This is a genomic window from Candidatus Rokuibacteriota bacterium (genome assembly GCA_016188005.1).
Classification (GTDB): domain Bacteria; phylum Methylomirabilota; class Methylomirabilia; order Rokubacteriales; family CSP1-6; genus UBA12499.
In genome coordinates, this window is the sequence record JACPIQ010000063.1 from 33,388 (window position 1) to 57,185 (window position 23,798).

Annotated in this window: 22 protein-coding genes and 1 pseudogene; 1 reads left to right on the forward strand and 22 read right to left on the reverse strand. The window is 71.9% G+C overall.

The window, feature by feature from the left end; all coding sequences use genetic code 11:
• Nucleotides 1-17: 17 nt before the first annotated feature.
• The 5 genes and pseudogenes from hslV to HYV93_12030 form a co-directional block, all read right to left on the reverse strand.
• On the reverse strand, nt 18-572 hold the full coding sequence (gene hslV / locus HYV93_12010) for an ATP-dependent protease subunit HslV (protein MBI2526695.1): 555 nt from the start codon (nt 570-572) through the stop codon (nt 18-20).
• Nucleotides 569-1,441 (reverse strand): tyrosine recombinase XerC, encoded by an 873-nt coding sequence (gene xerC / locus HYV93_12015; GenBank protein MBI2526696.1) that lies wholly within the window; start codon nt 1,439-1,441, stop codon nt 569-571. The genes hslV and xerC overlap by 4 nt, the downstream gene beginning before the upstream one ends.
• 32 nt (nt 1,442-1,473) lie before the next feature.
• Nucleotides 1,474-3,723: pseudogene (topA, locus tag HYV93_12020) on the reverse strand (type I DNA topoisomerase).
• 20 nt (nt 3,724-3,743) lie between these two features.
• Nucleotides 3,744-4,742, reverse strand: coding sequence for a DNA-protecting protein DprA (gene dprA, locus HYV93_12025; GenBank protein MBI2526697.1), 999 nt, complete (start codon nt 4,740-4,742; stop codon nt 3,744-3,746).
• A gap of 92 nt (nt 4,743-4,834) precedes the next feature.
• Nucleotides 4,835-5,659 (reverse strand): tetratricopeptide repeat protein, encoded by an 825-nt coding sequence (locus HYV93_12030; protein MBI2526698.1) that lies wholly within the window; start codon nt 5,657-5,659, stop codon nt 4,835-4,837.
• Nucleotides 5,660-5,707: 48 nt separating this feature from the next.
• Between HYV93_12030 and HYV93_12035 the strand changes: the two genes are divergently transcribed.
• Nucleotides 5,708-6,703: a YeeE/YedE family protein gene (locus tag HYV93_12035; protein ID MBI2526699.1), complete on the forward strand. Its 996-nt coding sequence runs from the start codon at nt 5,708-5,710 to the stop codon at nt 6,701-6,703.
• A 39-nt stretch (nt 6,704-6,742) separates the two neighbouring features.
• Here the strand turns inward: HYV93_12035 and HYV93_12040 are convergent, their stop codons facing one another.
• The 17 genes from HYV93_12040 to ccsA form a co-directional block, all read right to left on the reverse strand.
• On the reverse strand, nt 6,743-7,966 hold the full coding sequence (locus tag HYV93_12040) for a molybdopterin molybdotransferase MoeA (protein ID MBI2526700.1): 1,224 nt from the start codon (nt 7,964-7,966) through the stop codon (nt 6,743-6,745).
• A 153-nt stretch (nt 7,967-8,119) separates the two neighbouring features.
• Nucleotides 8,120-9,244, reverse strand: coding sequence for a hypothetical protein (locus HYV93_12045; GenBank protein MBI2526701.1), 1,125 nt, complete (start codon nt 9,242-9,244; stop codon nt 8,120-8,122).
• Nucleotides 9,241-9,744: a cytochrome c gene (locus tag HYV93_12050; protein ID MBI2526702.1), complete on the reverse strand. Its 504-nt coding sequence runs from the start codon at nt 9,742-9,744 to the stop codon at nt 9,241-9,243. The genes HYV93_12045 and HYV93_12050 overlap by 4 nt, the downstream gene beginning before the upstream one ends.
• Nucleotides 9,744-10,256 carry a DUF3341 domain-containing protein gene (locus HYV93_12055; protein ID MBI2526703.1) on the reverse strand — a complete coding sequence of 171 codons (513 nt, stop codon included), beginning with the start codon at nt 10,254-10,256 and terminating at the stop codon, nt 9,744-9,746. Before HYV93_12055 ends, HYV93_12050 begins: the two co-directional genes overlap by 1 nt.
• A gap of 1 nt (nt 10,257) precedes the next feature.
• Nucleotides 10,258-11,619: a polysulfide reductase NrfD gene (gene nrfD / locus HYV93_12060; GenBank protein ID MBI2526704.1), complete on the reverse strand. Its 1,362-nt coding sequence runs from the start codon at nt 11,617-11,619 to the stop codon at nt 10,258-10,260.
• Nucleotides 11,616-14,600: a 4Fe-4S dicluster domain-containing protein gene (locus tag HYV93_12065; GenBank protein MBI2526705.1), complete on the reverse strand. Its 2,985-nt coding sequence runs from the start codon at nt 14,598-14,600 to the stop codon at nt 11,616-11,618. Before HYV93_12065 ends, nrfD begins: the two co-directional genes overlap by 4 nt.
• The gene (locus HYV93_12070) at nt 14,597-14,995 is read right to left on the reverse strand and encodes a cytochrome c3 family protein (protein MBI2526706.1); all 399 of its coding nucleotides are present in this window, start codon (nt 14,993-14,995) and stop codon (nt 14,597-14,599) included. The genes HYV93_12065 and HYV93_12070 overlap by 4 nt, the downstream gene beginning before the upstream one ends.
• A gap of 128 nt (nt 14,996-15,123) precedes the next feature.
• The gene (gene hemL / locus HYV93_12075; GenBank protein ID MBI2526707.1) at nt 15,124-16,668 is read right to left on the reverse strand and encodes a glutamate-1-semialdehyde 2,1-aminomutase; all 1,545 of its coding nucleotides are present in this window, start codon (nt 16,666-16,668) and stop codon (nt 15,124-15,126) included.
• On the reverse strand, nt 16,665-17,147 hold the full coding sequence (locus tag HYV93_12080; GenBank protein ID MBI2526708.1) for a Mov34/MPN/PAD-1 family protein: 483 nt from the start codon (nt 17,145-17,147) through the stop codon (nt 16,665-16,667). Before HYV93_12080 ends, hemL begins: the two co-directional genes overlap by 4 nt.
• On the reverse strand, nt 17,144-17,446 hold the full coding sequence (locus HYV93_12085; GenBank protein ID MBI2526709.1) for a MoaD/ThiS family protein: 303 nt from the start codon (nt 17,444-17,446) through the stop codon (nt 17,144-17,146). The genes HYV93_12080 and HYV93_12085 overlap by 4 nt, the downstream gene beginning before the upstream one ends.
• A gap of 15 nt (nt 17,447-17,461) precedes the next feature.
• Complete coding sequence (gene cysK, locus HYV93_12090; GenBank protein ID MBI2526710.1) at nt 17,462-18,406, reverse strand: cysteine synthase A; 945 nt, start codon at nt 18,404-18,406, stop codon at nt 17,462-17,464.
• A gap of 28 nt (nt 18,407-18,434) precedes the next feature.
• On the reverse strand, nt 18,435-18,881 hold the full coding sequence (locus HYV93_12095; GenBank protein ID MBI2526711.1) for an Rrf2 family transcriptional regulator: 447 nt from the start codon (nt 18,879-18,881) through the stop codon (nt 18,435-18,437).
• A gap of 12 nt (nt 18,882-18,893) precedes the next feature.
• Complete coding sequence (hemB, locus tag HYV93_12100) at nt 18,894-19,877, reverse strand: porphobilinogen synthase (GenBank protein MBI2526712.1); 984 nt, start codon at nt 19,875-19,877, stop codon at nt 18,894-18,896.
• A 3-nt stretch (nt 19,878-19,880) separates the two neighbouring features.
• Complete coding sequence (locus tag HYV93_12105) at nt 19,881-20,789, reverse strand: uroporphyrinogen-III synthase (GenBank protein ID MBI2526713.1); 909 nt, start codon at nt 20,787-20,789, stop codon at nt 19,881-19,883.
• Nucleotides 20,786-21,694, reverse strand: coding sequence for a hydroxymethylbilane synthase (gene hemC / locus HYV93_12110; protein ID MBI2526714.1), 909 nt, complete (start codon nt 21,692-21,694; stop codon nt 20,786-20,788). Before hemC ends, HYV93_12105 begins: the two co-directional genes overlap by 4 nt.
• Nucleotides 21,691-22,980, reverse strand: coding sequence for a glutamyl-tRNA reductase (locus HYV93_12115; protein ID MBI2526715.1), 1,290 nt, complete (start codon nt 22,978-22,980; stop codon nt 21,691-21,693). The genes hemC and HYV93_12115 overlap by 4 nt, the downstream gene beginning before the upstream one ends.
• A complete protein-coding gene (ccsA, locus tag HYV93_12120; GenBank protein MBI2526716.1) occupies nt 22,980-23,786 on the reverse strand; it encodes a cytochrome c biogenesis protein CcsA in 807 nt (268 codons plus the stop codon). The genes HYV93_12115 and ccsA overlap by 1 nt, the downstream gene beginning before the upstream one ends.
• Nucleotides 23,787-23,798: the final 12 nt, after the last annotated feature.

Consider the following 23,798-nt stretch of genomic DNA (forward strand, 5'->3'; position numbering starts at 1 on the left):
CCTCTTCGCGCAAGCGCTCATTCGAGCACCTCGACGGTGATGTGATCGTTGGTGTAGACGCAGATGCCCGCCGCGATCCGGAGCGCCTGCTCGGCGACCTCCCGGGCATCCAGGCTCGAGTGCTTGCAGAGGGCGCGCGCGGCGGCCAGCGCATAGGGCCCGCCCGAGCCGATGCCGATCAGCCCGTCGTCGGGCTCGATCACGTCGCCCGTGCCCGAGACGATGAAGGACGACTCCCCGTCGGCCACCGCCAGCAGCGCCTCGAGGCGGCGCAGCACGCGGTCCAGCCGCCAGTCCTTGGCCAGCTCCACCGCCGCGCGCGGCAGGTTGCCGCGATGCTCGTCGAGCTTGGCCTCGAACTTGCCGAAGAGCGTGAAGGCGTCCGCCGCCGCGCCCGCGAAGCCCGCCAGCACCCGCCCGTGGTAGATCTTGCGGACCTTCCGCGCCGAGGCCTTGACGACCGTTTGGCCGATGGACACCTGCCCGTCGCCCCCGAGCGCCACTCCCCCCTGGTGCCGCACGCAGAGCACGGTGGTGGCGCGGACGCGCGCGCGGCCCTCCAGATCCTTCATGTCGCCCTCGGGTGGGCCCGGTCGTACACCTTCATCAGGTGCTCGGGGCTCACGTGGGTGTAGCGCTGCGTCGTGGAGAGCCGGCTGTGGCCCAGGAGCTCCTGGATGAGCCGGAGATCCGCGCCCGCCCCCAGCATGTCGGTGGCGAAGGTATGGCGCAAGGTGTGGGGCGAGACACGCCGGGTGAGCCCCGCCGCGCGCGCCAGCCGCCTCACGATCCGGTGCACGCTCCGCGGCGTGAGCCGGCCGCCCCGCGGGTTGCGGAAGAGGGGGCCGCCACCCTCGGGCCGCCGGACGAGGTAGGCGTCGAGCGCCGCGAGCGCGGCCTCGCCGACCGGCACCACGCGCTCCTTGTCGCCCTTGCCGAGGACCCGGACCGTGGCCCGGCGGCGGTCCAGGTCGTCCACGTCCAGCCCGCAGCACTCGGCCACCCGGAGCCCGCTGGCGTAGAGCAGCTCGAGGATGGCGTGGTCTCGGAGGCCGGCCGCGGACGCGGCCGGGGACCGGTCCAGCAGCTCCTTCGACTCGTCCGGGGGCAGGAAGGACGGGAGGCGGCGGGGGACACTGGGGGTGCGCACCTGGCGCGCCGGGTTGCCGTCCACGAGCCCGCGCCGGGCGAGGAAGCGGAAGCAGGAGCGCACGGAGGCGAGCTTGCGCGCGATGCTGCTCCTGGCCAGCCGCCGCTGATGGAGCCTGACGAGATACGCCCGCAGGAGCCGCGCGTCCACGTCATCCAGCCCCGAGGCGCCCTCTGCGCTCACGAAGCCCTGGAACTCGGCCAGATCGGCGGCGTAGCCCCTGAGCGTGTGGGGGGAGGCCCCCCGCTCGGCGTCGAGATGGGCGAGGAAGGCCGCGATGGGGCCGGACATCCGCTGAGTCGCCGTCACTGGCTCGCGGCCCGTCAGGCGACCGTGGGGGCCGCCTCCTGCTTGTACCCGCACTCCTCGCGGATGCAGGCGCGCGTCACCTTGCCCCCCCGGGCGCGGCGCTCGGTGAGGAAGAGCGCGCCGCACTTCGGACAGGGCTCCGGGATGGGCCGCGCCCACACCGAGAAGGTGCACTCGGGGTACTGTCCGCAGGCGAAGAAGGTCCGGCCCTTCCGCGTGCGCCGCTCCACGAGCTGGCCGCCGCAGCCGGGCTGCGGGCAGACGATCCCCAGCGGCACGGGCTTGGTGGTCTTGCACGCGGGGTAGCCGGAGCAGGCGATGAACTTGCCGAAGCGCCCGTGCTTGATGACCATGGGCTTGCCGCAGGTCGGGCAGATCTCCTCCGTGGGCTCGTCGGCCACCTTCGTGCGCCCGCCGCCCAGGTCCTTCGTGTACTTGCACTCCGGGTAGGCGGAGCAGGCCAGGAACTTGCCGAAGCGCCCCCACTTCTCCACGACGGGCTTGCCGCAGTCCGGGCAGGCCTCGCCGATCTCCACCCCCTCCTTCACGTTGTCGATCTTCTTCCCGGCCCGCGCCAGGTCCTTCGAGAACTCCTTGTAGAAGGCGGCGACGGTCTCGACCCAGTCGGCCGCCCCCTCCTCGATCCGGTCCAGCGACTCCTCGAGCTGGGCCGTGAACTCCACGTCCATGACCTCGGGGAAATGCGGCACCAGCGAGTCCGTGACGAGCATGCCGAGCTCGGTGGGAAAGAGCGTGCCCTTCTCGCGCCTGGCGTACTCGCGCTCCTGGATGGTCGAGAGGATCTGCGCATAGGTCGAGGGGCGGCCGATGCCGCGCTCCTCGAGGGTCTTCACCAGCGAGGCCTCGGTGTAGCGCGGCGGCGGCTGGGTGAAGTGCTGCTTGGGGTCGAGTGCGCGGAGCCTGAGCCGCTCGCCCTCGACGAGCGGCGGCATCACGGCCTCGACTTCCGCCTCCTCCTCGGGCGCCGCCGGCGCCTCCTCCCGCGACTCGACGTACACCGCTGTGAAGCCCGCGAACCGGAGCGTCGCACCCTGGGCCCGGAAGAGGCAGTCGCCGGCCTCGATCTCGGCCGCCACGGTGTCGTACAGGGCCGGCAGCATCTGGCTGGCGAGGAAGCGCTCCCAGATCAGCCGGTACAGCGCCAGCTGGTCCCGGCTGAGGAAGGGCGCCACGGCCCGCGGCTCGCGCTCGACAGCGCTGGGGCGGATGGCCTCGTGGGCGTCCTGGGCGCCCTTCTTCGACCGGTAGGCCGGCGGCGTCTCCGGGAGATACTCGCGCCCGAGCCGGCGCCCCACCCACCCGCGCGCCTCCTCCTGCGCCTCCGGCGCCACGCGCACGGCGTCCGTGCGCATGTAGGTGATGAGCCCCACGCTGCCCTCGGCCCCCAGCTCGATGCCCTCGTAGAGCTGCTGGGCCAGCATCATCGTCTTCTTGGCGGTGAAGTGCAGCTTGCGGCCGGCCTCCTGCTGGAGCGTGGAGGTGGTGAAGGGCGCCGCGGGGTTCCGCTTCCGCTCGCCCCGGGTCACCGCCCGGACCCGCCACTGGCAGCCGTGGAGCGCGGTCATCACCGCCAGCGTCTCCCGCTCCGTGGGCAGGCTGGCCTTCTCGCCGCGCACCTCCCTGAGCGTGGCCGTGAACTCCGGCGGCTGCTTGCCCAGGAGGCGCGCGTGGAGCGACCAGTACTCCACCGGCACGAAGGCCTGGATCTCGCGCTCCCGCTCGGTGAGCAGGCGCACCGTCACCGACTGTACCCGTCCGGCCGACAGCCCGCGGCGGATCTTCTCCCAGAGGAGCGGCGAGAGCTTGTACCCCACGAGCCGGTCGAGGATCCGGCGGGCCTGCTGGGCATTCACCTTGTTCGTGTCGATCTTGCCCGGGTGCTGGAAGGCGGCCTTGACCGCCCGCTCCGTGATCTCGTTGAACAGGATCCGGTAGGTCTTGCTCTTGCTGATCCCCAGCTCCTGCGCGAGGTGCCAGCCGATCGCCTCGCCCTCGCGGTCCGGGTCCGTCGCGATGTACAGGGTCTCCGCCTTCTCGGCGGCGCGCTTCAGCTCGTCCAGGACCTTCTTCTTCGCCGGCAGGACCCGGTACTCGGGCTTGAAGCCCTTCCGCTCGTCCACCCCGAGCCGCGACTTGGGGAGGTCGCGGACGTGGCCCATGGAGGCCTTGACGACGTACCTGGCGTCCAGGTACTTCTGGATCGTCTTGACCTTGGTCGGCGACTCGACCACCACCAGCGAGCGCTTCGCCACTCTGTGTCCTTTCAGGCGCGTCCCGCCCGCACGAAGCGGGCGCCCGGCAGCTGTCTCGCCACCCCATCGAGGGCGAGGGCCTGGAGCAGGGCGGCCGTCCGGCCCGCCCCGAGCCCGCTCCGCGCGATGAGCTCGTCGATGCCCACCGGCTCCTCCCCCAGGAGCGCGAGGAGCCGCCGTTCATCATCCCCGGCCTGCATGCAGCCGTCCGCCCGGGGCCCGGGGAGAGCTGTCGCGCTCACGCAGTCCCGGAAGCGCCGCGGGAGCTGGGCCACGACGTCCTCCCAGCCCTCCACCGGCGCGGCGCCGTCCTTGAGCAGGCGATGCGCGCCGCGGCTCGTGGGCGAGGTGATCCGGCCGGGCACCGCCATCACCTCGCGTCCCAGTTCCAGCGCGTGCCGGGCGGTGATGAGCGAGCCGCTCTTCTCGGCCGCCTCCACCACGACCACGCCCAGCGAGAGCCCGGCGATCACGCGGTTGCGCTCCGGGAAGTGCTGGGGCAGCGCCCGCGCGTCCATCGCGTACTGCGAGACCACGGCGCCCTGCGCCGCGATGCGCGCCGCCAGCCGCCGGTTCTCGGGCGGATAGATCACGTCGAGCCCCGACCCGAGCACCGCAATGGTGCGCCCGCCGGCCTCGAGCGCGCCGCGATGGGCCGCGCTGTCGATGCCGCGCGCGAGCCCGCTCACCACCGTCACGCCGCGCGCCGCGAGATCGAAGGCGAGCCGCTCCGCCACCGCGATCCCATAGGGCGTGGCCTGGCGCGATCCCACCACCGCCACCGCGAGCGCGTCCTCGTCGAGGAGGCATCCCCGCAGGTGCAGGCGCTCGGGCGGCGCCGGGATCTCTCGCAGGAGCAACGGGAAGCCCGCGTCCCCGCGCCGCACGAGCTGGACCTCGCGCGCCACCGCACCGCCGCTCGCAACGGCGCCGGACGACGGCACACCCTCACGCCACGCCGCCGCGCCTCGCTGCGCCTCGCTCATCGTCTCCCGGTAGATACGTGTCATGATCATCATACGTCGCTCACGGCAGAATGCGCCTCAGTATACCTTCGCCCTCAGGGGCGTCAAGAAATGGAGCGGCTCCCGCCAGCGCGGGATCAGCGCGACCGGAGCGTGGCGCCGCGCTGCGCCGCCGCCAGGAGGGCGCGGGCGCGCGCGGCGGCCTCGCTCCGCGGATGCTCGCTCGCGAGCCGGCGCCAGGCGGCGCCGGCACCCGCGGGCTCTCCGAGAGCGCGGTGGCACAGCCCGATCTTGAGGAGGGCGTCCGGAACCTGCGGGCTCCGCGCGTACTCCTCCACGAGAGTGCGCAGCTCGACCAGCGCCTGGCGGAAGTCGCGCTGCTGGTAGTACGCCTCGCCGATCCAGAGCTGCGCCGCCGGCGCGAGCGGATGCCGTGGGAAGCGCGCAATCAGGTCGGTGAGCTCCAGCACCGCCTGCCCGGGCTCGCGCGCCCGGAGATTGGCCTGGGCGCTGGCGAACAGCCGCTCCGGCTCAGGCGGCTGCGCGGGGGCCGGCGGGGCCGCAGTCCGTGCGCCGGGGGGCGGAGCCGCCTCGGGCGCCGCCCCCCGGCCCTCGGCGACGGGGGCGCTGCGCACGCGCAGCGCGACCTGGAGCTCTGCGAGTCCCGCGGCCGCGCTCCTGATCTCCCGCCCGAGCGCGGCCATCTCCGCCTCGAGTCCCCGCATCCGCGACTGGAGCTCGCTCACTTCCCGCGCGCTCCCGTCGTGGAGCCGCCGCATCTCCACAAGCTCTCTCTGCGCCGAGGCGATCTCGACGACGGCGCGGCGCCCGCTGTCGTCCCAGGCGCAGCCGGCCAACGCCGCGGCGGAGAGCGCGCAGCCGGCGAGCCGGCGCAGCATGGGAGGAGAGAAGGCGTGCAGCACGATGGGGCGACGGTAGCACCCGCCCGGAAGCCAAGTCAAACGCCCGCGCCCTTTACACGCGGGCGCCCCCGGGGCTAGCATGCGCCAGTGGACGACTTCAACTGGACCGTGCACGCTTCCGCGCTCCTCACCGGCCTCGTCTTCGGCTACATCCTCCAGCGCGGCGGCTTCTGCCTCACGCGGGCCCTGTCCAACGCCGTCCTCATGAGGGACTTCACCATCCTGCGGGCCTACCTGCTGGCGCTCCTCGTCGCCATCATCGGCGTGCACGTGCTGGGTGCGCTCGGGCTCCTCCAGGTGCCCATCCGCCCGTTCCGCTGGGTGGCCAATATCCTGGGCGGCCTGCTGTTCGGCGTGGGCATGATCCTCTCCGGCGGTTGCTCGGGAAGCACCTGGTACCGCGTCGGAGAGGGGGCGGTGGGCGCCTGGGTCGTCTTGCTGGGCTTCGCGATGGGCGCCACCACCGTCAGCGTGGGCGTGCTGGCGCCGCTGCGGACATGGCTGCAGGCGCCCACCGTCACCGTCCGCGGCGCCGCGCCGACGCTCCACGGTCTCGTGGGCCTCTCGCCGTGGATCGTCATTGCGTTGCTCGCCGCCGTCGGGGCCGTCTTCCTCTTCCGCGGCCCGGCCGAGCCCGAGCACGGCAAGTGGCCGTGGGCCGCCACGGGCCTGGCCGTGGGCGGGATGATCGCGGCGGGCTGGTGGACGTCTGGCTTCGGCGACCGGCCCGCCGGCATCACCTTCGCCTCCAACACGGGTCACCTGCTCACCTACCCCCTCGTGGGATATCCGACGCAGGTCACCTGGAGCATGGTGCTGCTGCTCGGCGTGCCCGTCGGCGCCTGGGTCGCCGCGTGGCGCGCGGGAGAGTTCCGCTGGAAGCTGCCGCCCGGGTGGAGCCTCGTGAAGATCTTCGGCGGAGGGCTCCTGATGGGCGGCGCGGCCCTGCTCGCCGAGGGCTGCAACATCAATCAGGGCCTGACCAACTCCGCGACGCTCAGCATCGGCAGCCTCGTGACCTTCGCCTCGATGGCCCTCGGTGGCTGGCTCGCCCTCCGGGCCCTCTACCTCCGCCGCGGCTGACCGCGCCGCCCCGCGCCCCGCTGCCGCCGGCGCCGGGTGCTACGCGTTTCTGAGTAGCATCACCTCGACGGGTTCCCCGGGCGCGATCACCGTGTCACCGGGGACGATGGCGAGGCCGTCGGCGGCGACCATGGAGCGCAGGATCCCCGAGCCCTGCTCGCCGGTGAGGCGCGCGCCGAGGCCCCCGTCCACGGGCTCGGTCCTCACGCGCAGATACCCCCGGCGCCGCCCTTGATTGACGATGGGCCCGAGCGCGCGCGCCTGCACCACGGGCCGTGCCAGCCGCGCATGCCCGCCCATACGCAGGAGAGCCGGGCGCACGAAGAGCTCGAAGGTGACCATGGCGGAGACCGGATTGCCGGGCAGCCCGAACACCGGCAGCGACGCCTCGCGTCCGCCGCGGAGCGTCGCGAAGGTGATCGGCTTGCCCGGCCGCATGTTGACCATCCAGAGGTGCTGCTGGGCCCCGAGCTGCCCGAGAGCCGCCTTGACGAGATCGTGTTCGCCCACGGACACCCCGCCGGAGGAGATCAGCAGATCGCAGCCGAGCCCCCAGGAAAGCCGCTCGACGATCTCCTCCAGCCTGTCCCGGGCGATCCCGAGATTCACGGGCTCCGCGCCCGCCTCGAGCACCTGCCCCATCAGCGCGTAGGTGTTCGAGTTCGGGATCTGCCCCGGCCCGAGCGTGCCGGGCAGGTCCACCAGCTCGTCGCCGGTAGAGAGGATGCCCACCACCGGGCGCCGCACCACGCACACGGGCTGATGGCCGAGCGTGGCGAGGAGCCCGATCTCCGCGGGCCCCAGCGCGCGCCCCCGCTCCAGCACCGTGTCCCCTGTCCGCATGTCCTCGCCCCGGCGCCGCACGCACTCGCCGGGCGCCACGCGCCGGCCGATCACCACCGTGTCTCTCTCGACCGTCACGTCTTCCTGCGGGATCACGGCGTCGGCGTCGTCTGGCAGCGGCGCGCCGGTGAAGATGCGGACGGCCTGGCCCGGCCGGAGCGGCCGCTCCGCCACGGCGCCCGCGGGCACCCGCCCGCACAGCCGCAGCCGCGCCGGCTCCGCCGGCGCGGCCGCCGCGGTGTCGGCGCTGCAGAGGGCATAGCCGTCCATGGAGGAGTTGGGCCACGGCGGGATGTCCAGCCGCGCGGTCACGCTCTCGTCGAGCACTCGGTGGAGCGCCTGCAGGAGCGGGACGCGCTCGTTCCCGAGGACCGTGATGCACGAGAGGATGCGGCCGAGCGCCTCTTCGACCGAGATCACGCAGCTAGTGTAGCAGGGGTCAGGTCTTGCAATCCGACACGTCTGCCCGGCGCCACCACTGTTGCGCCCGTACGACACACGATGACCGGTGCCCTGTCCCGCATGCCAGGACCACCCGCACCCCGGCCGATGTCGGAATGCAAGACCTGACCCCTAGAGGGGGTAGCGGGACAGGAAGCGGCGGCGGCCCAGCGCGAAGAGCGCGAAGAAGCCGGCCGTGATCAGGATCTCCACGAGCCCGAACGGGAAGACGTCCTCCGGCGAGATGGCGGGGAAGACCAGCAGGATGCGCTCGAGGAAGATGGCCGTCCACCCCATGAAGAGGATCACCACGAGCGGCTTGTGCGCCGTGGGCGGGCGCCCTGTCAGGCGCTTGAGCAGGTAGGCGAAGGGGACGAGCCAGCCCATGACGAAGATGACGAAGGCCATGATCCGCCACGGGTCGTTGAAGAAGCGCCGCAGGAAGAACTTCGTCTCCACGGGGACGTTGCCGTACCAGATCACCAGGTACTGCGAGAAGAAGAAGTACATCCACATGACGCACATGGCGAAGGTCAGCTTGGCCACGTCCTGGATGGCCGCGGGCGGCACGGCAGTGAGCCCGCGGGCGTTGGCGCGGATGGTGAGGAAGGCCACCAGCCCGAAGCCCGTGTAGAGCGTGCTCACCACGTAGTAGCCGCCCAGGAGCCCGCTGTACCACTTGGGGTCCAGGGACATCACCAGGTCGAAGCCCCAGAGCGACACCACCACCACGAAGAGGAAGAGGAGCGTGGCGGCGAGCCGCGTCCGGCGGCTGCGCGCGGCCGCGCTCTCGGTGGCGCCCGGCTGCTCCTCGAAGACCGCCCGGGAGAAGCGGAGCGCGACCCAGTAGAGGAGCGCCACGCCGACGCCGGTGCGGAGCACCATGAACGGGACGTTGAGCCACGCCGCCTTCTTCGGGTCGGGGGTCGTCACCCACGGGTACAGGGTCTTGAGGCCGGCGAACAGGATCAGGAAGAGGACGAAGGAGATCGGCAGGAAGCCGGCCGGAGTCAGCGCGATCCGCTTCACGGTGGGCGACCAGCGCGCCTCGGTGAGCTGCATCATCCCCGCCAGCGCCGGCCCGGCGATCGCGAGGCTCGACCAGAAGAGCAGATTGACCAGGTACATCCCCCAGGCGCGGACCGGCTGAGGCTGCATGATGCCGTAGACGAAGGCGACCGCGCCGGCGGCGGCCACCGCCGCCAGCACGGCCGGGGACCCCTGCGAGGCATGGGCGTTCGAGGTGGTCGGGGTCATCTCTGCGCCAGGCTCCTCACGTAGTTCACCACGTGCCACCGCTCCTCGGGCGAGAGCGCCTCGCCGTAGGGCGGCATGATCGCCCCGCCCACGCTGAGATAGCTCTGCCAGTAACCGTCGGTGCGGCCCTTCTGCAGGTCCGCGTTGGTGAGATCCGGGGGCGGCACGAACTTCGGCGTCACGAGCCCATCGCCCTTGCCAGAGGTCCCATGGCAGGGTACGCAGTAGATCGCGAACAGCCCCCCGCCCGTCTTGACGGACGCGGGGGTGGCCGGCACCGGGTTCTTCCGCAATGCCGCCGCCTCCCGCTCCTCCTTGGGGTAGTAGAGCTCGCCGCCGGCGCGCGGCACGCTGCCCACCGGCATCGCGAAGGCCCGCTCGCCGGGCATCACCCGGGGCGTCTGCGTCATGTTGTCGTTCCAGCGCATCACGAGGACGCCGCCCTCCAGCGCCGCCACCGCGCCCACCACCAGCAGCACGAGGGCGAAGACGTACTTCATTATCGCCTGACCTCCTCGGCGCCGGCCCCCGCCAGGAGCGTCTGGACGTCCCCGGCCCGGTCGGGCGGGCAGGCCACCGCCACGCCGAAGCGGTCCAGCGTGAAGCGCGGGTCGTAGGTGGGCGAGGGACGGAGCTTCGGCAGGCGGCCCAGGACCAGCAGGGCCAGGAGCGTCGCGAGCCCTCCGAACAGGATCGTCAGCTCGAAGCCGATGATGACGAAGGGCGGGATCGAGACCGGGTGCTTGCCGCCGGTGACGAGCTCCCACTTGAGCGACGACCAGATGGTGAGGAAGAAGCCGGTGGCCGTGCCGGTGACGCCCCCGATCAGGGTGAACAGCCGGACCCGGCTCAGCGGCCGGACGCGCTCCACCTCTTCCTCGATCTCCTCCACCGGCACCGGCGAGTACACCGTCAGGTCGGCGAAGCCGCGCTGCCTGAGGTCGCGGATGGCCTGCAGCGTGGTGTCCACGTGGGCGAAGACGCCGAGCACGCTCGTGGTCTCGGCGGCCATGCTAGTGCCCTCCCCCGTGGGCGTCGTGCTTCCGGGGGTGCTTCAGGGGGTGCGCCAGCACCTCCTTCACCTCCACGATGGACAGGGACGGCATGACCCTGATGAAGCCGAGGAAGAGGAGGAAGAACCACGCGAAGGAGCCGACGATGATCGCCGAGTCGGTGAGGGTCGGCACGTAGGTGCCCCAGGTGTACGGGTAGAAGTCGTGGGCCAGCCCGGGGACGATGATGTTGAAGCGCTCGAACCACATCCCGATCAGCACGAGGATGGAGGCCACGTAGAGGATCCCCACGTGGGTCCGGGCCCGCTTCCAGAAGAAGATCAGCGGGACCACGCTGTTGCAGAAGTACATGAGCCAGTACGCCCAGGCGTACTGCTTCGTGGCCTTGGCGAACACCGAGGCCCGCTCGAAGTGGTCGCCGCTGTACCAGGCCGTGAAGACCTCGCAGGCGTAGAAGTAGGTGAGCACGAGACTCGTGACCAGGATCAGCTTGGCCATGGCGTCCAGGTGCTTGTCCGTGATGTAGGTGTACCAGTCGAAGAGGTAGCGCATGGGCAGGATGAGGATGAGCACCATGGCGAAGCCCGAGAAGATGGCCCCGTCCACGAAGAACGGCGCGAAGAGCGTCGAGTGCCAGCCGGGAACCAGCGCCATGGCGAAATCGAACGACACGACGCTGTGCACCGACAGCACCAGCGGCGTCGCCAGGGCCGCGAAGAGGCCGTAGGCGCGGCGGTAGTGGCGCCACTGCGAGTCCGAGCCCTCCCAGCCCAGGGCGAGCACGGCGTAGATCCGCCGCTTGACGCCGGTGGCGCTGTCACGCAGGGCCGCGATGTCCGGCACCAGCCCGATGACGAAGAAGACGAGGCTGATGGTGAGGTACGTCGAGATGGCGAACACGTCCCAGACCAGCGGGGACTTGAAGTTGGGCCAGAGGTAGCGCTGGTTCGGGTAGGGCATGAGCCAGTAGGCGAACCACATGCGCCCGGCGTGGATGAGCGGGAAGAGCCCGGCGGTCATGACCGCGAAGATCGTCATGGCCTCCGCGCCCCGGTAGATGGAGGTCCGCCACTTCGCGCGGAAGAGGTAGAGCACGGCGGAGATCAGCGTACCGGCGTGTCCGATGCCGATCCAGAACACGAACGTGGTGATGTACATGGCCCACATCTGGGGCGTCCGCTTGCCGGCCGCGCCCATGCCCACGTAGATCTGCCATGGCCACGCGGCGAGACCGGCCGCCAGCGTCAGCCCCACCAGGCACATCCAGGCGAAGTAGGTGTTGCCGGGCATGCCGACGGTGCGGATGACGTCGCGGTTCACGTCGGCCCAGCTGGCGTCCGCGCTCTTGCCCTGGAAGTTCATGCCTTGTGGCCCTTCGCCGGGGCGAGATCGCGCCCCCGGATGACCTTCTTGAGGTACGTCACCGCGGGCTGCGTGCCCAGCTCCTCCAGCACGTGGTAGCCGCGGGGCGAGCGGGAGAGCCGGGACACCGCGGCCCGGTCGTCCTTGAGATCGCCAAAGGTGATGGCCTGGGTGGGACAGGTCTCCTGGCAGGCCGTCCGGATCTCGCCGTCGCGGACCGGCCGGTTCTCGTCCCGGGCGGCGTCCTTGCCCTGGAGGATGCGCTGGACGCACATGGTGCACTTCTCCATGACGCCCAGCTGCCGCACGGTGACCTCCGGGTTGAGCTGGAGATCCAGCGGCGCCGGGAACGTGTAGTAGAACCAGTTGAAGCGCCGCACGTGGTACGGGCAGTTGTTGCCGCAGTACCGGGTGCCGACGCAACGGTTGTAGACCTGCCCGTTGAGGCCCTCCTGCGTATGGTAGGCCGCGTACACCGGGCACACCGGCTCGCACGGAGCCACGCCGCAGTGCTGGCAGAACATGGGCAGGAAGATGTTCTCGGGGTGGCCGGCCTGCCCTTCCTCCCAGCGCTCGAGCCGGAGCCAGTGCTGGTCTCTCCCGTAGGCGACCTGCTCCCGGCCGACCACGGGGACGTTGTTCTCGGCGACGCAGGCGACGACGCAGGCCTGGCAGCCCGTGCACCGGTCGAGGTCCACCGCCATCCCCCAGCGGTGCTCAGGGTACCGGACCTGCGGGTACATGCTCGGGTGGCTCGCATGCTCCGGCGGGCGCCCGCGCAGCTCCATCTCCCTGGCGGCGCCCAGCGGCACGTGCTGGGCCAGCTCGCGGTCGTCCTGGTCATGCGTGGACTGCGGGATGGCCAGCGGGCGCCGGGCCCCGGTCCTCGCCAGCTCGACGGTGACGGCCAGGTGTGGCAAGCCACCGGACTGGGCCTCGGGCGCGGCCGCCAGGAGTCGCATGGGATTGGCGCCGGCGTTGAGCCCCCGCTCCCGCGCGTAGAGCCCCCCCCACTCGTGCCCCTGCCCCATGGCCACGGCCACGGCACCCGGGTGCAGGGAGTCCGACGGATAGGCCGGCAACTCGATCTTGCCGTGAGGCGAGGTGAGCGTCACGACATCCCCCCGGCTCAGGCCGAGTCTCCGCGCCGTCTCGGCCGGGACCTCCACCCAGCCGTCCCAGGTGATCTGGGTCATGCTGTCCGGCGCCTCCTGCAGCCACGCCCGGTCAGCCCCGCGGCCGTCGTAGAAGCGCGCGGAGGGATAGACGAGCAACGCGTGCGAGCCTGCACCCTCGAGCCTGGCAGGCTCGGCCTTGATGCGGCCGGCCTCCGGCCTGAGCACCACGGGCGGCGCCGCGGTCTGTCGGAAGGCGCCGCCCTTGCGGAGCGACTCCTCCCAGAAGGCGTCGAACTCCTTGTCGCGGCGGGCCGGCGGGGCCAGCCCCTTCCACTGCGCCTTGACGAGCTCCTGGAAGGTCGGCCAGGGCAGCGGCCCCTTGCCCGGCTCGCTGCCCAGCACCTGCCGCCCGAGCGAGAGGAGAAGGTCGCCCACGCTCTTGGCCTCCACCGGCTTGCCCTCGATCTCCACGGGGCCCATGGTCGGCTGCATGAGGCCCACGACCCCTTCCTCGGCGACGTAGTCGCCCCAGGACTCGAGCCAGTGAAGCGCCGGCAGCGCCACGTGCGCCCTCGCCGCGGTCTCGCTCGGGCGGTTGGCGAGGCTCACCACCAGCGGCACCTTGGCGAGTGCCTCCGCGAAGCCGGCCTTGAGCGGCATCGTGTACACCGGATTCACGTCGCCGAGCAGCAGCACCTCGATCTCGCCCCTGCCCATGGCCTGGGTGAGGGAGACCATGTCCGCGTAGGAGCTCGCCAGGCCGAGGACCGAGTCGTTGCCGAAGCGGATGCGCGTGCCGAGCGCCCCCACCGCCGCGTTGAGGAGGTTGATGGCGACCTGCGTCTCGGTGGCGTTGCCCGCCGAGACGCCGACGCCGCCGCCGATGGCCAGTCCCCCCTTCGAAGCCGCGAGGTCGTGGGCGATCTCCCCGAGGGTGGCGGCCTCCACTCCGGAGGCGGCCGCCGCGCGAGCCACGTCCACCCCCTGCACCGCAGCGCCGAGTGTCTTCGTGTCGGCCCCTGGCGCCTGCAGCCCGGCGTCCAGGATCACCTTCAGCATCGCCAGGGCCAGCAGGCCTTCGGTCCCCGGGGCGTTGCGCACCCACCGATCGGCATTGGCCGCGGTCACCGACAGCCGGGGCTCGACGTGGACGAAGGTGCCCGCGCGGCCATGGGCGAAGGCGTGCATCCGCGCGAAGTCTCCCGCGTAGCCCACGGGCGACAGCCACGTCTCGAGGAAGTCCGCCCCGAAGGAGAGGAGGTAGGCGGCCTCGCCGATCAGGTAGTCCGGGATCGCCTCGCGCCCGAAGGCGATGCGGTTCGCGGCACGGATCGGCTCGTAGCCGAGGGGCTCGTAGGCCACGCGGGGCCGGGCGCCGAGCGCCTTGCCCCACTCGTCCATGAGCCGGGCCAGGCTGCCCGTCTCGAGCCCGGTGACCAGCGCGATCTTGCCTCCCTGGCGCGCCCCGGTCAGGGCCGCCAGCTTGTCGACGACTGCCTTCTCGGCCTCCTCCCACTTGGCGGGCTTGCCGCCCACGAGGGCGCCGCGCAAGCGGTCGGGATGGTAGAGCCCCTGCAGCGCCGAGTGGCCGCGGATGCACAGGGCGCCGGCATTGACGGGATGGTCCGGGTTGCCCTCGAGCTTGATCACGCGACCGTCGCGGTTCTTCGCGATAGCGCCGCAGCCGGCGGGGCACTCCCGGCAGACGGTGGAAAAGTACGCGGGGATCCCTGGGACGATGTTCTCCGGCGGGGAGACGTGCGGCCGCAGCCACTCCGCCCCCTGGCCGCAGCCGCCCGCCGCCGTCGCAGCGCCCGATGCGGCCACGATCTTGAGAAACGCCCGCCGGTCAATGCCGCTCATCGCCTCTCCGTCTCTCGGGGGTTTTCGGCCCTGATGTCGCTCTTGTGCGGGAAGGAGACGTACTCCGGAACCTCGAAGATCCGCACCCAGGGCATCTGCGTCTGCGCCGCCACGTAGCCGGCCAGCTTGTGGATCTCCGGCCGGTCGGCCGCCGTCACCGCATGGCAACTGAAGCAGCGCGCCACGGAGGGGATGTCCGCCGCGGCGCCGCGCCGCGCGCCCGCGTGACAGTACTGGCAATCCGTCTTGTACTGGCCGGCATGGGTCGCGTGGCTGAAGCTGATGGGCTGGACCGGCCCCGGCGCCGCGCTCAGCGCGCCCCCGGGTCGGGAGAGGAAGAGGAGGGTGGCCAGGAGCACCAGGCCCAGCACTCCCACGGCCATCTTGCCCGACATCGACGCTCGCACACTCCTCGCGCAGCATGGCGCGCCACCTGATTTGCCTCGGGAGCTCCAGACGGACGGCACACGACATCGGTCGTCCAGAAAACCTCGTGCACCGTATCACGCGGGAAAAGTTGGTGTCAAGAGGCCATGGCCTCGCGACAGGCGCGGCCGACCTGGGCGAGGTCGGCGTCGGTGTGCACCAGCGAGACGAAGGCTGCCTCGAACTGGGAAGGGGCGAGAAAGACGCCGCGCGAGAGCATCCCGTGGAAGTAGCGCGCGTAGCGCGCGGTGTCCGCGCGCCGGGCTGAGGCGTAGTCCGTCACGGGGCCCTCGGTGAAGAAACACGTGAGCATGGAGCCGACCCGGTTGATCGTGACCGGCACCCGCGCGGCGGCTGCCCCCTCACGGAGTCCCCGCTCGAGCCGCGCCCCGAGGCGCTCGAGGCGCTCGTACACCCCGGGCTCCTCGAGGGCGCGGAGCGTGGCCAGCCCGGCCGCCACGGCCAGGGGGTTGCCCGAAAGCGTGCCTGCCTGGTAGACGCCACCCAGGGGCGCGATCCGGGCCATCAGCTCGCGGGAGCCACCGTAGGCGCCCACGGGCAAGCCCCCGCCGATGATCTTGCCGAGGCAGGTGAGGTCGGGCCGCACGCCGTAGAGCGCCTGGGCGCCTCCGTGGGCCACGCGGAAGCCCGTGATCACCTCGTCGAAGAGAAGCAGCGCCCCGTGCTGCGTGCACAGCCGCCGCAGCCCCTGCAGGTAGCCGGGCGCGGGCGGGACCACGCCCATGTTGCCGGCCACCGGCTCCACCACCACCGCCGCCACCTCCCGCCCCCGCTCGGCCATCACGCGCTCGACCGCCGGGAGATCGTTGAAGGGCAGCGCCATCGTGAGGGCCGCAAGCGCCTGGGGAACGCCGAGGGAATCCGGCACGCCAAACGTGGCGCCGCCGGAGCCGGCCTTGACCAGGAGGCTGTCGGCGTGGCCGTGATAGCAGCCGTCGAACTTGATGATCACGTCGCGTCCGGTGGCGCCGCGCGCGAGGCGAATGGCGCTCATGGCCGCCTCGGTCCCCGAGGAGACCAGGCGGACCATCTCCATCGAGGGCACGGCCCGGCCGATGCGCTCGGCCATCTCCACCTCGGCCCCCGTGGGGGCGCCGTAGCTCGTGCCGTGCCGCGCGGCAGCCATCACCGCCTTGACCACTGCCGGCGCGGCGTGACCCAGGATCAGCGGGCCCCAGGAGCCCAGGAAGTCGATGTAGCTGCGGCCGTCCACGTCCACGAGCCGCGCCCCCGCGGCGCGCGCCACGAAGAAGGGGGAGCCACCGACGCCCCGGAAGGCACGCACGGGGCTGTTCACCCCGCCGGGAATAACCCGCTGGGCGCTCTCGAAGAGCGTCGAAGACGCTGCGGCGGTTTGTTCGGGATGCTTGAACGTGGATGACTTCGCGTTGCGGTTGGGCCTCTTCGCGCCTTTGGCGGTCTCTTCAGGACGCTTGAATGTGGATGACTTCGCGCTGCGGTTCGGCCTCTTCGCGCCTGCGGCGCTCTGTTGCGGATGCCTGAATGTGGATGACTTCGCGCTGCGGTTCGGCCTCTTCGCGCCTGCGGCGGTCTCTTCAGGACGCTTGAATGTGGATGACTTCGGGTTGCGGTTCGGCCTCTTCGCGCCTTTGGCGCTCATCGGGCGGTGACCGGGAGGGTCAGGGCGGTCGGGACGAAGTCGCGCCGCGCGGGCTCCCAGGTGAAGGCGCTGGCGCCCGCCAGCCTCCGCTCGATGATGGACAGCACCACGTAAACGGCCTCGGGGTAGGTCGGCTCGCCGTTGATCAGCGCATTTCGCTTGTCCGTGTCGGAGAAGTACGCGCCCGTGTCGATGTGCGAGTGGTAGATGGTCGCCACGCGGTAGCCCTCGGCCTCTCGGCGTCCGATGGTGAGAAGATCTCGCGGATCGATGTAGTAGGCGGTCCTCGCGTCGCGAGGATACCGGGCCGGGTCCTTCGTGTTCAGCTCGTTCTGGATGTTGCGGCACGGCAGGAGCAGGCGCTCCTCCGGCAGCGACAGCCGGACGAGGACGACGCCACAGCACTCGGCCGGGTACTCGGCGATGGCCTGCTCCTGGACCCGGGCGATCTCCTCGCCCGTGAGGATGACGCGGCTCAGCTCAGTCCCTCGACGCTATCGGGCCCGCCCCCGGCCAGGGCCGGAATGATCGAGACCTCGTCCCCGTCCTTGAGCGAGGTCTCGAGGCCCGCGAGGGCTTCAATGGCCTCGCTGTTCACGTAGATGTTCACGTGGTGGTGCACCTCACCTTGCTCGTTGCGCACGAGCCCTCGCAGGCCCTCGAACTCCGCCTCCAGCCCGTCCAGCAACCCTCGGACGTCGGGGGCGTCCAGCGACACCCGGTCCCTGTTCTGGGTCGCCCTGCGAAAGGGCGTCGGGATGTAGACGTTGACCGTCATGGGGGCTCTCCCTTCTCAGAACGGCACGCTGAGATAGCGCTCCCCAGTATCGCATAGCACCGTGACCACCACGCGGCCCGCGGGCAGGCGGGCGGCGATCCGGCAGGCAGTCCAGACATTGGCCCCGGACGAGATGCCCACGAGGAGCCCCTCCTCCCGGGCCAGGCGGCCGCAGGTGGCGGTGGCGTCCTCGTCACTCACCTGCACGATCTCGTCGAGGACCGCCCGGTTCAGCACGGCGGGCACGAAGGAGGCGCCGATGCCCTGGATGCCGTGGGGGCGCGCCTTGCCACCGGAGAGCACCGGCGAGCGCGCGGGCTCCACGCCGACGACGCGCACCCCCGGGACCTTCTCCTTGAGCACCTCGCCCACGCCCGTCACCGTGCCACCGGTCCCGATGCCGGCCACGAAGACGTGGACCCGCTCCTCGGTGGCCTCGAGGATCTCCAGCGCCGTCGTGCGTCGGTGGATGTCGGGGTTGACCGGATTGTCGAACTGCAGCGGCATGAAGTACTCCGGGTGCTCGCGCAGCAGCTCCTGGGCGGCGAAGACGGCGCCCGTCATCCCCTCGAGCGCGGGCGTGAGCCGGATCTCCGCCCCGTACCGGGCCAGGAGCCGCCGCCGCTCCACGCTCATGTCCTCCGGCATGGTGAGGATGAGCCGGTAGCCGCGCACGGCGCACACCATGGCCAGGCCGATGCCCGTGTTCCCGCTGGTGGGCTCCACCACGGTGGCGCCCGGCCGGAGGAGGCCGCGCCGCTCGGCGTCCTCCACCATGGCCAGAGCGATCCGGTCCTTGACGCTGCCGCCCGGGTTCAACGACTCCATCTTCGCCAGCACCGTGGCTCCGTCGGGCGCCGCGAGACGGTTGAGCCGCACCAGCGGCGTGCCCCCCACCACCTCGAGCACCGACCCCGCGATTCGCGCCCGACCTCCGCCCCCCGGCCGCCTCTGCCCCATGGCTCCCACGCGCCCCGGCCGCCGCCGGTCAGATGTGGTACATGGGCCGGGCCGCGCGCTCGCGCTCCTCGGCCCCGCGCTTGAGGTCCGCCAGCGTGATCCTGTCGACGACCGCCGACACGGCGGCGCTCACCTCCTGCCACAGCTCGGACAGGTCGCCGGCCACGTCCCGCGGGGATGCGCGCCTCGTCCGCCGCGGGGGCTCGAGCCCCGCGAAGGCCCCCTCCACCGCCCGCAGCACGCTGCCCACCGTGATCTGATCGGCCGGCCGGCTCAGCCGGTAGCCCCCCGAAGAGCCGCGACGCGAGACGAGGAACCCCGCGCGCTTGAGCTGGAGCAGCACCTGTTCGAGGTAGCGCTGCGGGATGTCCCGGCGGGCCGCGATGTCCTGGATGGGGCGGAGCTCGTCAGTGTCCGACAGGGCCAGGTCGAGCATCGCCTTGACGGCGTATTCCCCCTTGGCCGAGATCCTCACCGACCGGGCCCGCTACTGGCGCCCCTGCTCGATGAGCCGCGCGGCGTCCGTGGCGCAGTAGGTGATGATGAGGTCGGCCCCGTCCCGCCGGATGCCCGTGAGGGCCTCGATGATGGCGCGCTCCTCGTCGAGCCAGCCGAGTTGCCCCGCGGCGCGGATCATGGCGTACTCGCCGGAGACGGAATAGGCGGCCACGGGCAGGCCGAAGTCGCTCTTCACCCGCGAGATGATGTCCAGGTACGGCAGCGCGGGCTTGACCATGACGATGTCGGCCCCCTCGTCCACGTCCAGCGCCACCTCCCGCATGGCCTCCATGGCATTGGCCGGATCCATCTGGTAGGCGCGCCGGTCGCCGAACTGCGGCGCGGAGTCGGCCGCCTCCCGGAAGGGCCCGTAGAAGGCCGAGGCGTACTTGGCCGAGTACGCCATGATGGGCGTCTCCTGATAGCCCGCCTCGTCGAGGGTCTCGCGGATGGCGCCGACGCGCCCGTCCATCATGTCGGAGGGCGCGACCATGTCGGCGCCGGCCTCGGCGTGCGAGAGGGCGGTGCGCGCGATCAGGTCCAGGGTCGGGTCGTTCTTCACCCGCCCGTCCTCCACGATCCCGCAGTGTCCGTGGCTCGTGTACTCGCACAGGCACACATCCGTGATGACCAGCAGGTCGGGGATCGTCTCCTTCACGGCGCGGACCGCCTGCTGGATGATGCCGTCCTCGGCGTAGGCCTCGCTGCCCCGCGGATCCTTCTCCTGCGGCAGCCCGAACAGGAGCACCGCCGGGATGCCCATGGAGGCGGCGTCCTTGCATTCCTTGAGGAGCTCGTCGATGGTCAGGCGCGCCTGGCCGGGCATGGACGAGATCGGTTCGCGGCTGCCGCGGCCGTGGATGACGAAGAGCGGCAGGATGAGGTCATCGGCGCGGAGCGTCGTCTCGCGCACCATCTTGCGCATGAGAGCAGACTCGCGGAGGCGTCGGGGACGGTAGATGGGATACGGCATGGATCAATTCCTTTCATCCCCAGCATGCCGGTCGGCATGCTGGCCGGAGGCGAGAGGGTCGGGGCCTCCCGGTGCGCCGGGTCTCCCCGGCAGGGGCGCCGGGGCGTGAGCCGCTGAGTAGTGGGCGGCGATGGCGCGGGCCAGGGCCGGGATCGTGTACTCCTCGGGCGCGATGGCGACGCGGAGACCGTGCTCGGCGGCGGTCGCCGCCGTCACCGGACCGATGCACGCCACGAGCACGCTCGCCATGAGCCGGACGAGCTGACCCGCGGCGAACAGCGCGGCGAAGTGCCGCACGGTCGAGGAGCTCGTGAAGGTGACGACGTCCACGCCTCCGGCCTCGAGAGCAGCCATGAGCTCGGCGGCCCCCTCCATGGCGGGCCGCGTCCGGTAGGCCGCCACCTCGTCCACCGAGGCGCCCATGGCGGCGAGCTCGCGCACGAGCAGGTCGCGCGTCTCCGCGGCCCGCGGCAGGAGGACGCGCTCCCCGGGGCGGACCAGGTCCCGCAGGCGCGCCACCAGCCCCTCGGCCACGTACTCGTCCGGGACCAGCTCGGGCCCGAGCCCCCAGCGCCGGAGCGCCTCCGCCGTGGCCGGACCGATGGCCACCACCCGGGGGCCGCCGAGCGCCTCGGCGCCGCGCCCCGCCTCGCCCAGGCGGCGCCGCACCATCGCGACACCGTTGGCGCTCGTGAAGATGAGCCAGTGGTACGAGCCCGCCGCGGCCAGCGCCGCATCGAGGGGCGCCCACGAGGCGGGCGGCTCGATGGCGATCGTCGGCACGGCCAGCACCCGGGCGCCGGCCTCCTCCAGGAGCGCCCCGAAGCGTCCGGCCTGCGAGCGTGCACGCGTGACGACGATCACCCTCCCGCTGAGCGGCCTGGCCGCCCCGACGTCCGTCCTCGCCGTCACCGCGCCTCCTCCAGCACCGCCCGCGCGCCCCGGGCGAGGAGCTCGTCGGCCAGCTTCTCCCCCAGCAGCCGGGCGGAGGCGGCGGGCCCAGTCACCGAGGCCGACAGCACCGTGCGCCCATCGACGCTCGCCACCCATCCCTCGACCGTGAGCGCCTCGCCTTCGAGTCGCGCCAGGCCCGCCACCGCGCTGTGACAGCCGGCACCCAGCCGCCCGAGCAGGGCCCGCTCCGCCTCGGCCTGCGCCCGCGTGTCAGTGTGATCGAGCGCGGCGAGAAGTTCAAGCAGCGCCCCGTCGGACTCGCGCGCCTCGATTCCCAGGATCCCCTGCCCCACGGCGGGGAGGAACTCGCCGGCGGGCAGCGGCCACGACCGCGCGGGATCGAGTCCGAGGCGGGAGAGCCCGGCCCGCGCCATGACGAGGGCATCGTAGTCGCCGGCGGCCAGCTTGCGAAGCCGCGTGTCCACGTTGCCGCGCACGGCCTCGATCCGGAGATCCGGCCGGCGGGCCAGGAGCATGACGCGCCGGCGGAGGCTCGAGGTGCCCACCACCGCGCCCCGGCGCAGCTCGTCCAGCGCCGCGCCGTCGCGGGTCAGCAGCACGTCCCGCGGATCCTCGCGAGGGGGGTAGGCCGCCAGGCAGAGCCCCGACGGCAAGAGGGCGGGCATGTCCTTGAGGCTGTGCACCCCCATGTCCACGCGGCCAAGCAGCAGCGCCTCCTCGATCTCCTTCACGAAGAGCGCCTTGCCGCCGAAGTCGGCCAGCGCCACCTGCGCCAGCCGATCCCCCGACGTCCTGATCGTCACCAGCTCCACCTCCGCGCCGAGGGCGCGGAGCGAGGCCGCCACGCCCTCCGACTGCACGAGGGCGAGCCGGCTCGCCCGGGTCCCGAGCCGGATCCTCACGGCTCGCGCTCCTCCCGGGGGCGCCGCAGCCCGAACAGCTCGGAGATCAGCTCGGCGAAGCGCGCGTGATGTCCGTCCCGCGTGGAGTCCTTGAGCTTCACGATGGGGGCGTGGAGGACCTTGTTGACGATGGCTTGCGAGAGCGCCTCCATCACCTGCCGCGTCTCCTCGGTGGCGGCGGGCAGCCGCGACAGCGCCTTGTCGAGCTCGCCGCGGCGGATCGTCTCGAGCTTCTCCCGGAGCGACACGATGGTCGGCACGACCTCGAGGTCACGCAGCCGCGCGGCGAACTTGGCCACCTCGCGCTCCACCAGGGCCTCGGCCCGCTGCGCCTCCTTCTGGCGCTCCCGCAGGTTGGCCTCCACCACGAGCCGGAGGTCGTCCACGTCGTAGCAGAAGGCGTCCTCGAGGTCGTTGACCGCGGGCTCCACGTTGCGCGGCACGGCAAGATCGATGAAGAACAGCGGCCGGTGGCGCCGGGAGTGCAGCGCCCGATCCACCTCCGGGGCGCGCACGATCGGCTCGGGGGCCGCCGTGGAGGTGATCACCACGTCGACCACGGCCATGGTGGCGGGGAACTGCTCGTAGGGCACCGCCGTCCCGGACAGGGCCTGCGCGAGGTCCTGCGCGCGGCTCCACGTGCGGTTGGCGACGTAGACGGGCATGGCCCCCTGCTCCATGAGGTGGCGGGCGGCCAGCTCGCCCATCTCCCCGGCCCCGACCAGGAGCACGGCCTTGCCCTCCAGCGAGCCAAAGATCTTCCGCGCCAGCTCGACCGCGGCATAGGAGGCCGACACCGCGTGGCGTCCGACCTCGGTCTCGGTGCGAATGCGCTTGGCCACGCTGAAGGCCTGCGTCATCAGCGCGTGCAGCGTCGGCCCCACGGTGCGGCAGGACTGGGCCAGGGCGAAGGCATCCTTCACCTGGCCGAGGATCTGAGGCTCCCCGAGGATCATGGAGTCGAGGCTGGCCGCCACCCGGAACGCGTGCAGCACGGCCTCGTCCTCGGTCTTGTGGTACAGGAGCGGCTCCACCTGGGCCAGGCTCACGCCGCGCGCGGCGCCCAGCGCCCGGAAGGCCGCCGCCCGGGCCGCGCCCGGTGCCTCGGCCAGCCCGTAGACCTCGACCCGGTTGCAGGTGGACAGGATCATCATCTCGGTGCACAGGCCCCGATCGTTGAGGTCGGCGAGGATGCCGCGCAGCTTGTCCTCCTCCAGGGCGAGCTGCTCGCGAAGCTCGACCCCGGCGCTCCGATGGTTCATCCCGGCCACGAAGAGGGTCGCCATCAGGAGCCGTGCTTTCCCTGGAGCATCACACCGGCGCCGAGGGTCAGGAGCAGAACGCAGAAGCCCGCGACGGCGAAGTAGGCGGCGCGCCGGCCGCGCCAGCGGCCCGCGGCCCGCCCCGACAGGGTCGCCGCGTAGACCGCCCACATGACGCTCGAGAACAGGGCCAGCGGGTCGAAGGCGAAGGGGCTGCCCCAGGCCTTGCCGGCGAAGAACACGCCCAGGAGCAGGCCCGTGGTCAGGAACGGGAAGCCCAGCGTGAGCGTCCGGTAGCTCAGGCGGTCGAGCGTCTCGAGCGAGGGCAACCGGTAGTAGACGGTCCCGGGGCGCCTGCCCTTGAGCTGCCGCTCCTGCAGCAGGTACATCACCGCCGCGGCGAAGTTGAGCACCAGCGCGGCCAGGCCCACCAGTGCCAGCGCCACGTGCACCTTGACCCAGACGCTCGAGGCAGCCGGCGTCAGCGCCAGCACGCGCAGCCCCGTCGGCAGCGCCAGCCCGAGGACCAGCACCACGGGCAGAACGAAGGCCCCGAGCACCTTCACGCGATAGGCGCGCTCGACCCAGAGCTCGAGGAACACGGCCACCCAGATCACGACGGACACCGTCTCGGCCAGCGTCATGAGCGGCAGGTGCCGCAGCTCCACCCCGCGCACGACGAGGGCGAGGGTATGGAAGACCCAGCCGGTCTGCGTCATGAGGATGGTGAAGCGCGACAGCCCTTCCCGGCGGCCGAGGAGGTAGCCCAGCGCCGACGCCGTGGCGATGATGTACGCCGTGAGCGCCACGTCGTACAGCACGGCGTTCATGCGTCACCCCTC

What these genes read in the sequence shown, in the direction of transcription:
- hslV (MBI2526695.1), bottom strand. Translation starts at nt 572, where the DNA reads ATGAAGGATCTGGAGGGCCGCGCGCGCGTCCGCGCCACCACCGTGCTC.
- xerC (MBI2526696.1), bottom strand. Translation starts at nt 1,441, where the DNA reads ATGTCCGGCCCCATCGCGGCCTTCCTCGCCCATCTCGACGCCGAGCGG.
- dprA (MBI2526697.1), bottom strand. Translation starts at nt 4,742, where the DNA reads ATGACACGTATCTACCGGGAGACGATGAGCGAGGCGCAGCGAGGCGCG.
- HYV93_12045 (MBI2526701.1), bottom strand. Translation starts at nt 9,244, where the DNA reads ATGACCCCGACCACCTCGAACGCCCATGCCTCGCAGGGGTCCCCGGCC.
- HYV93_12050 (MBI2526702.1), bottom strand. Translation starts at nt 9,744, where the DNA reads ATGAAGTACGTCTTCGCCCTCGTGCTGCTGGTGGTGGGCGCGGTGGCG.
- HYV93_12055 (MBI2526703.1), bottom strand. Translation starts at nt 10,256, where the DNA reads ATGGCCGCCGAGACCACGAGCGTGCTCGGCGTCTTCGCCCACGTGGAC.
- nrfD (MBI2526704.1), bottom strand. Translation starts at nt 11,619, where the DNA reads ATGAACTTCCAGGGCAAGAGCGCGGACGCCAGCTGGGCCGACGTGAAC.
- HYV93_12065 (MBI2526705.1), bottom strand. Translation starts at nt 14,600, where the DNA reads ATGAGCGGCATTGACCGGCGGGCGTTTCTCAAGATCGTGGCCGCATCG.
- HYV93_12070 (MBI2526706.1), bottom strand. Translation starts at nt 14,995, where the DNA reads ATGTCGGGCAAGATGGCCGTGGGAGTGCTGGGCCTGGTGCTCCTGGCC.
- hemL (MBI2526707.1), bottom strand. Translation starts at nt 16,668, where the DNA reads ATGAGCGCCAAAGGCGCGAAGAGGCCGAACCGCAACCCGAAGTCATCC.
- HYV93_12085 (MBI2526709.1), bottom strand. Translation starts at nt 17,446, where the DNA reads ATGACGGTCAACGTCTACATCCCGACGCCCTTTCGCAGGGCGACCCAG.
- cysK (MBI2526710.1), bottom strand. Translation starts at nt 18,406, where the DNA reads ATGGGGCAGAGGCGGCCGGGGGGCGGAGGTCGGGCGCGAATCGCGGGG.
- hemB (MBI2526712.1), bottom strand. Translation starts at nt 19,877, where the DNA reads ATGCCGTATCCCATCTACCGTCCCCGACGCCTCCGCGAGTCTGCTCTC.
- HYV93_12115 (MBI2526715.1), bottom strand. Translation starts at nt 22,980, where the DNA reads ATGGCGACCCTCTTCGTGGCCGGGATGAACCATCGGAGCGCCGGGGTC.
- ccsA (MBI2526716.1), bottom strand. Translation starts at nt 23,786, where the DNA reads ATGAACGCCGTGCTGTACGACGTGGCGCTCACGGCGTACATCATCGCC.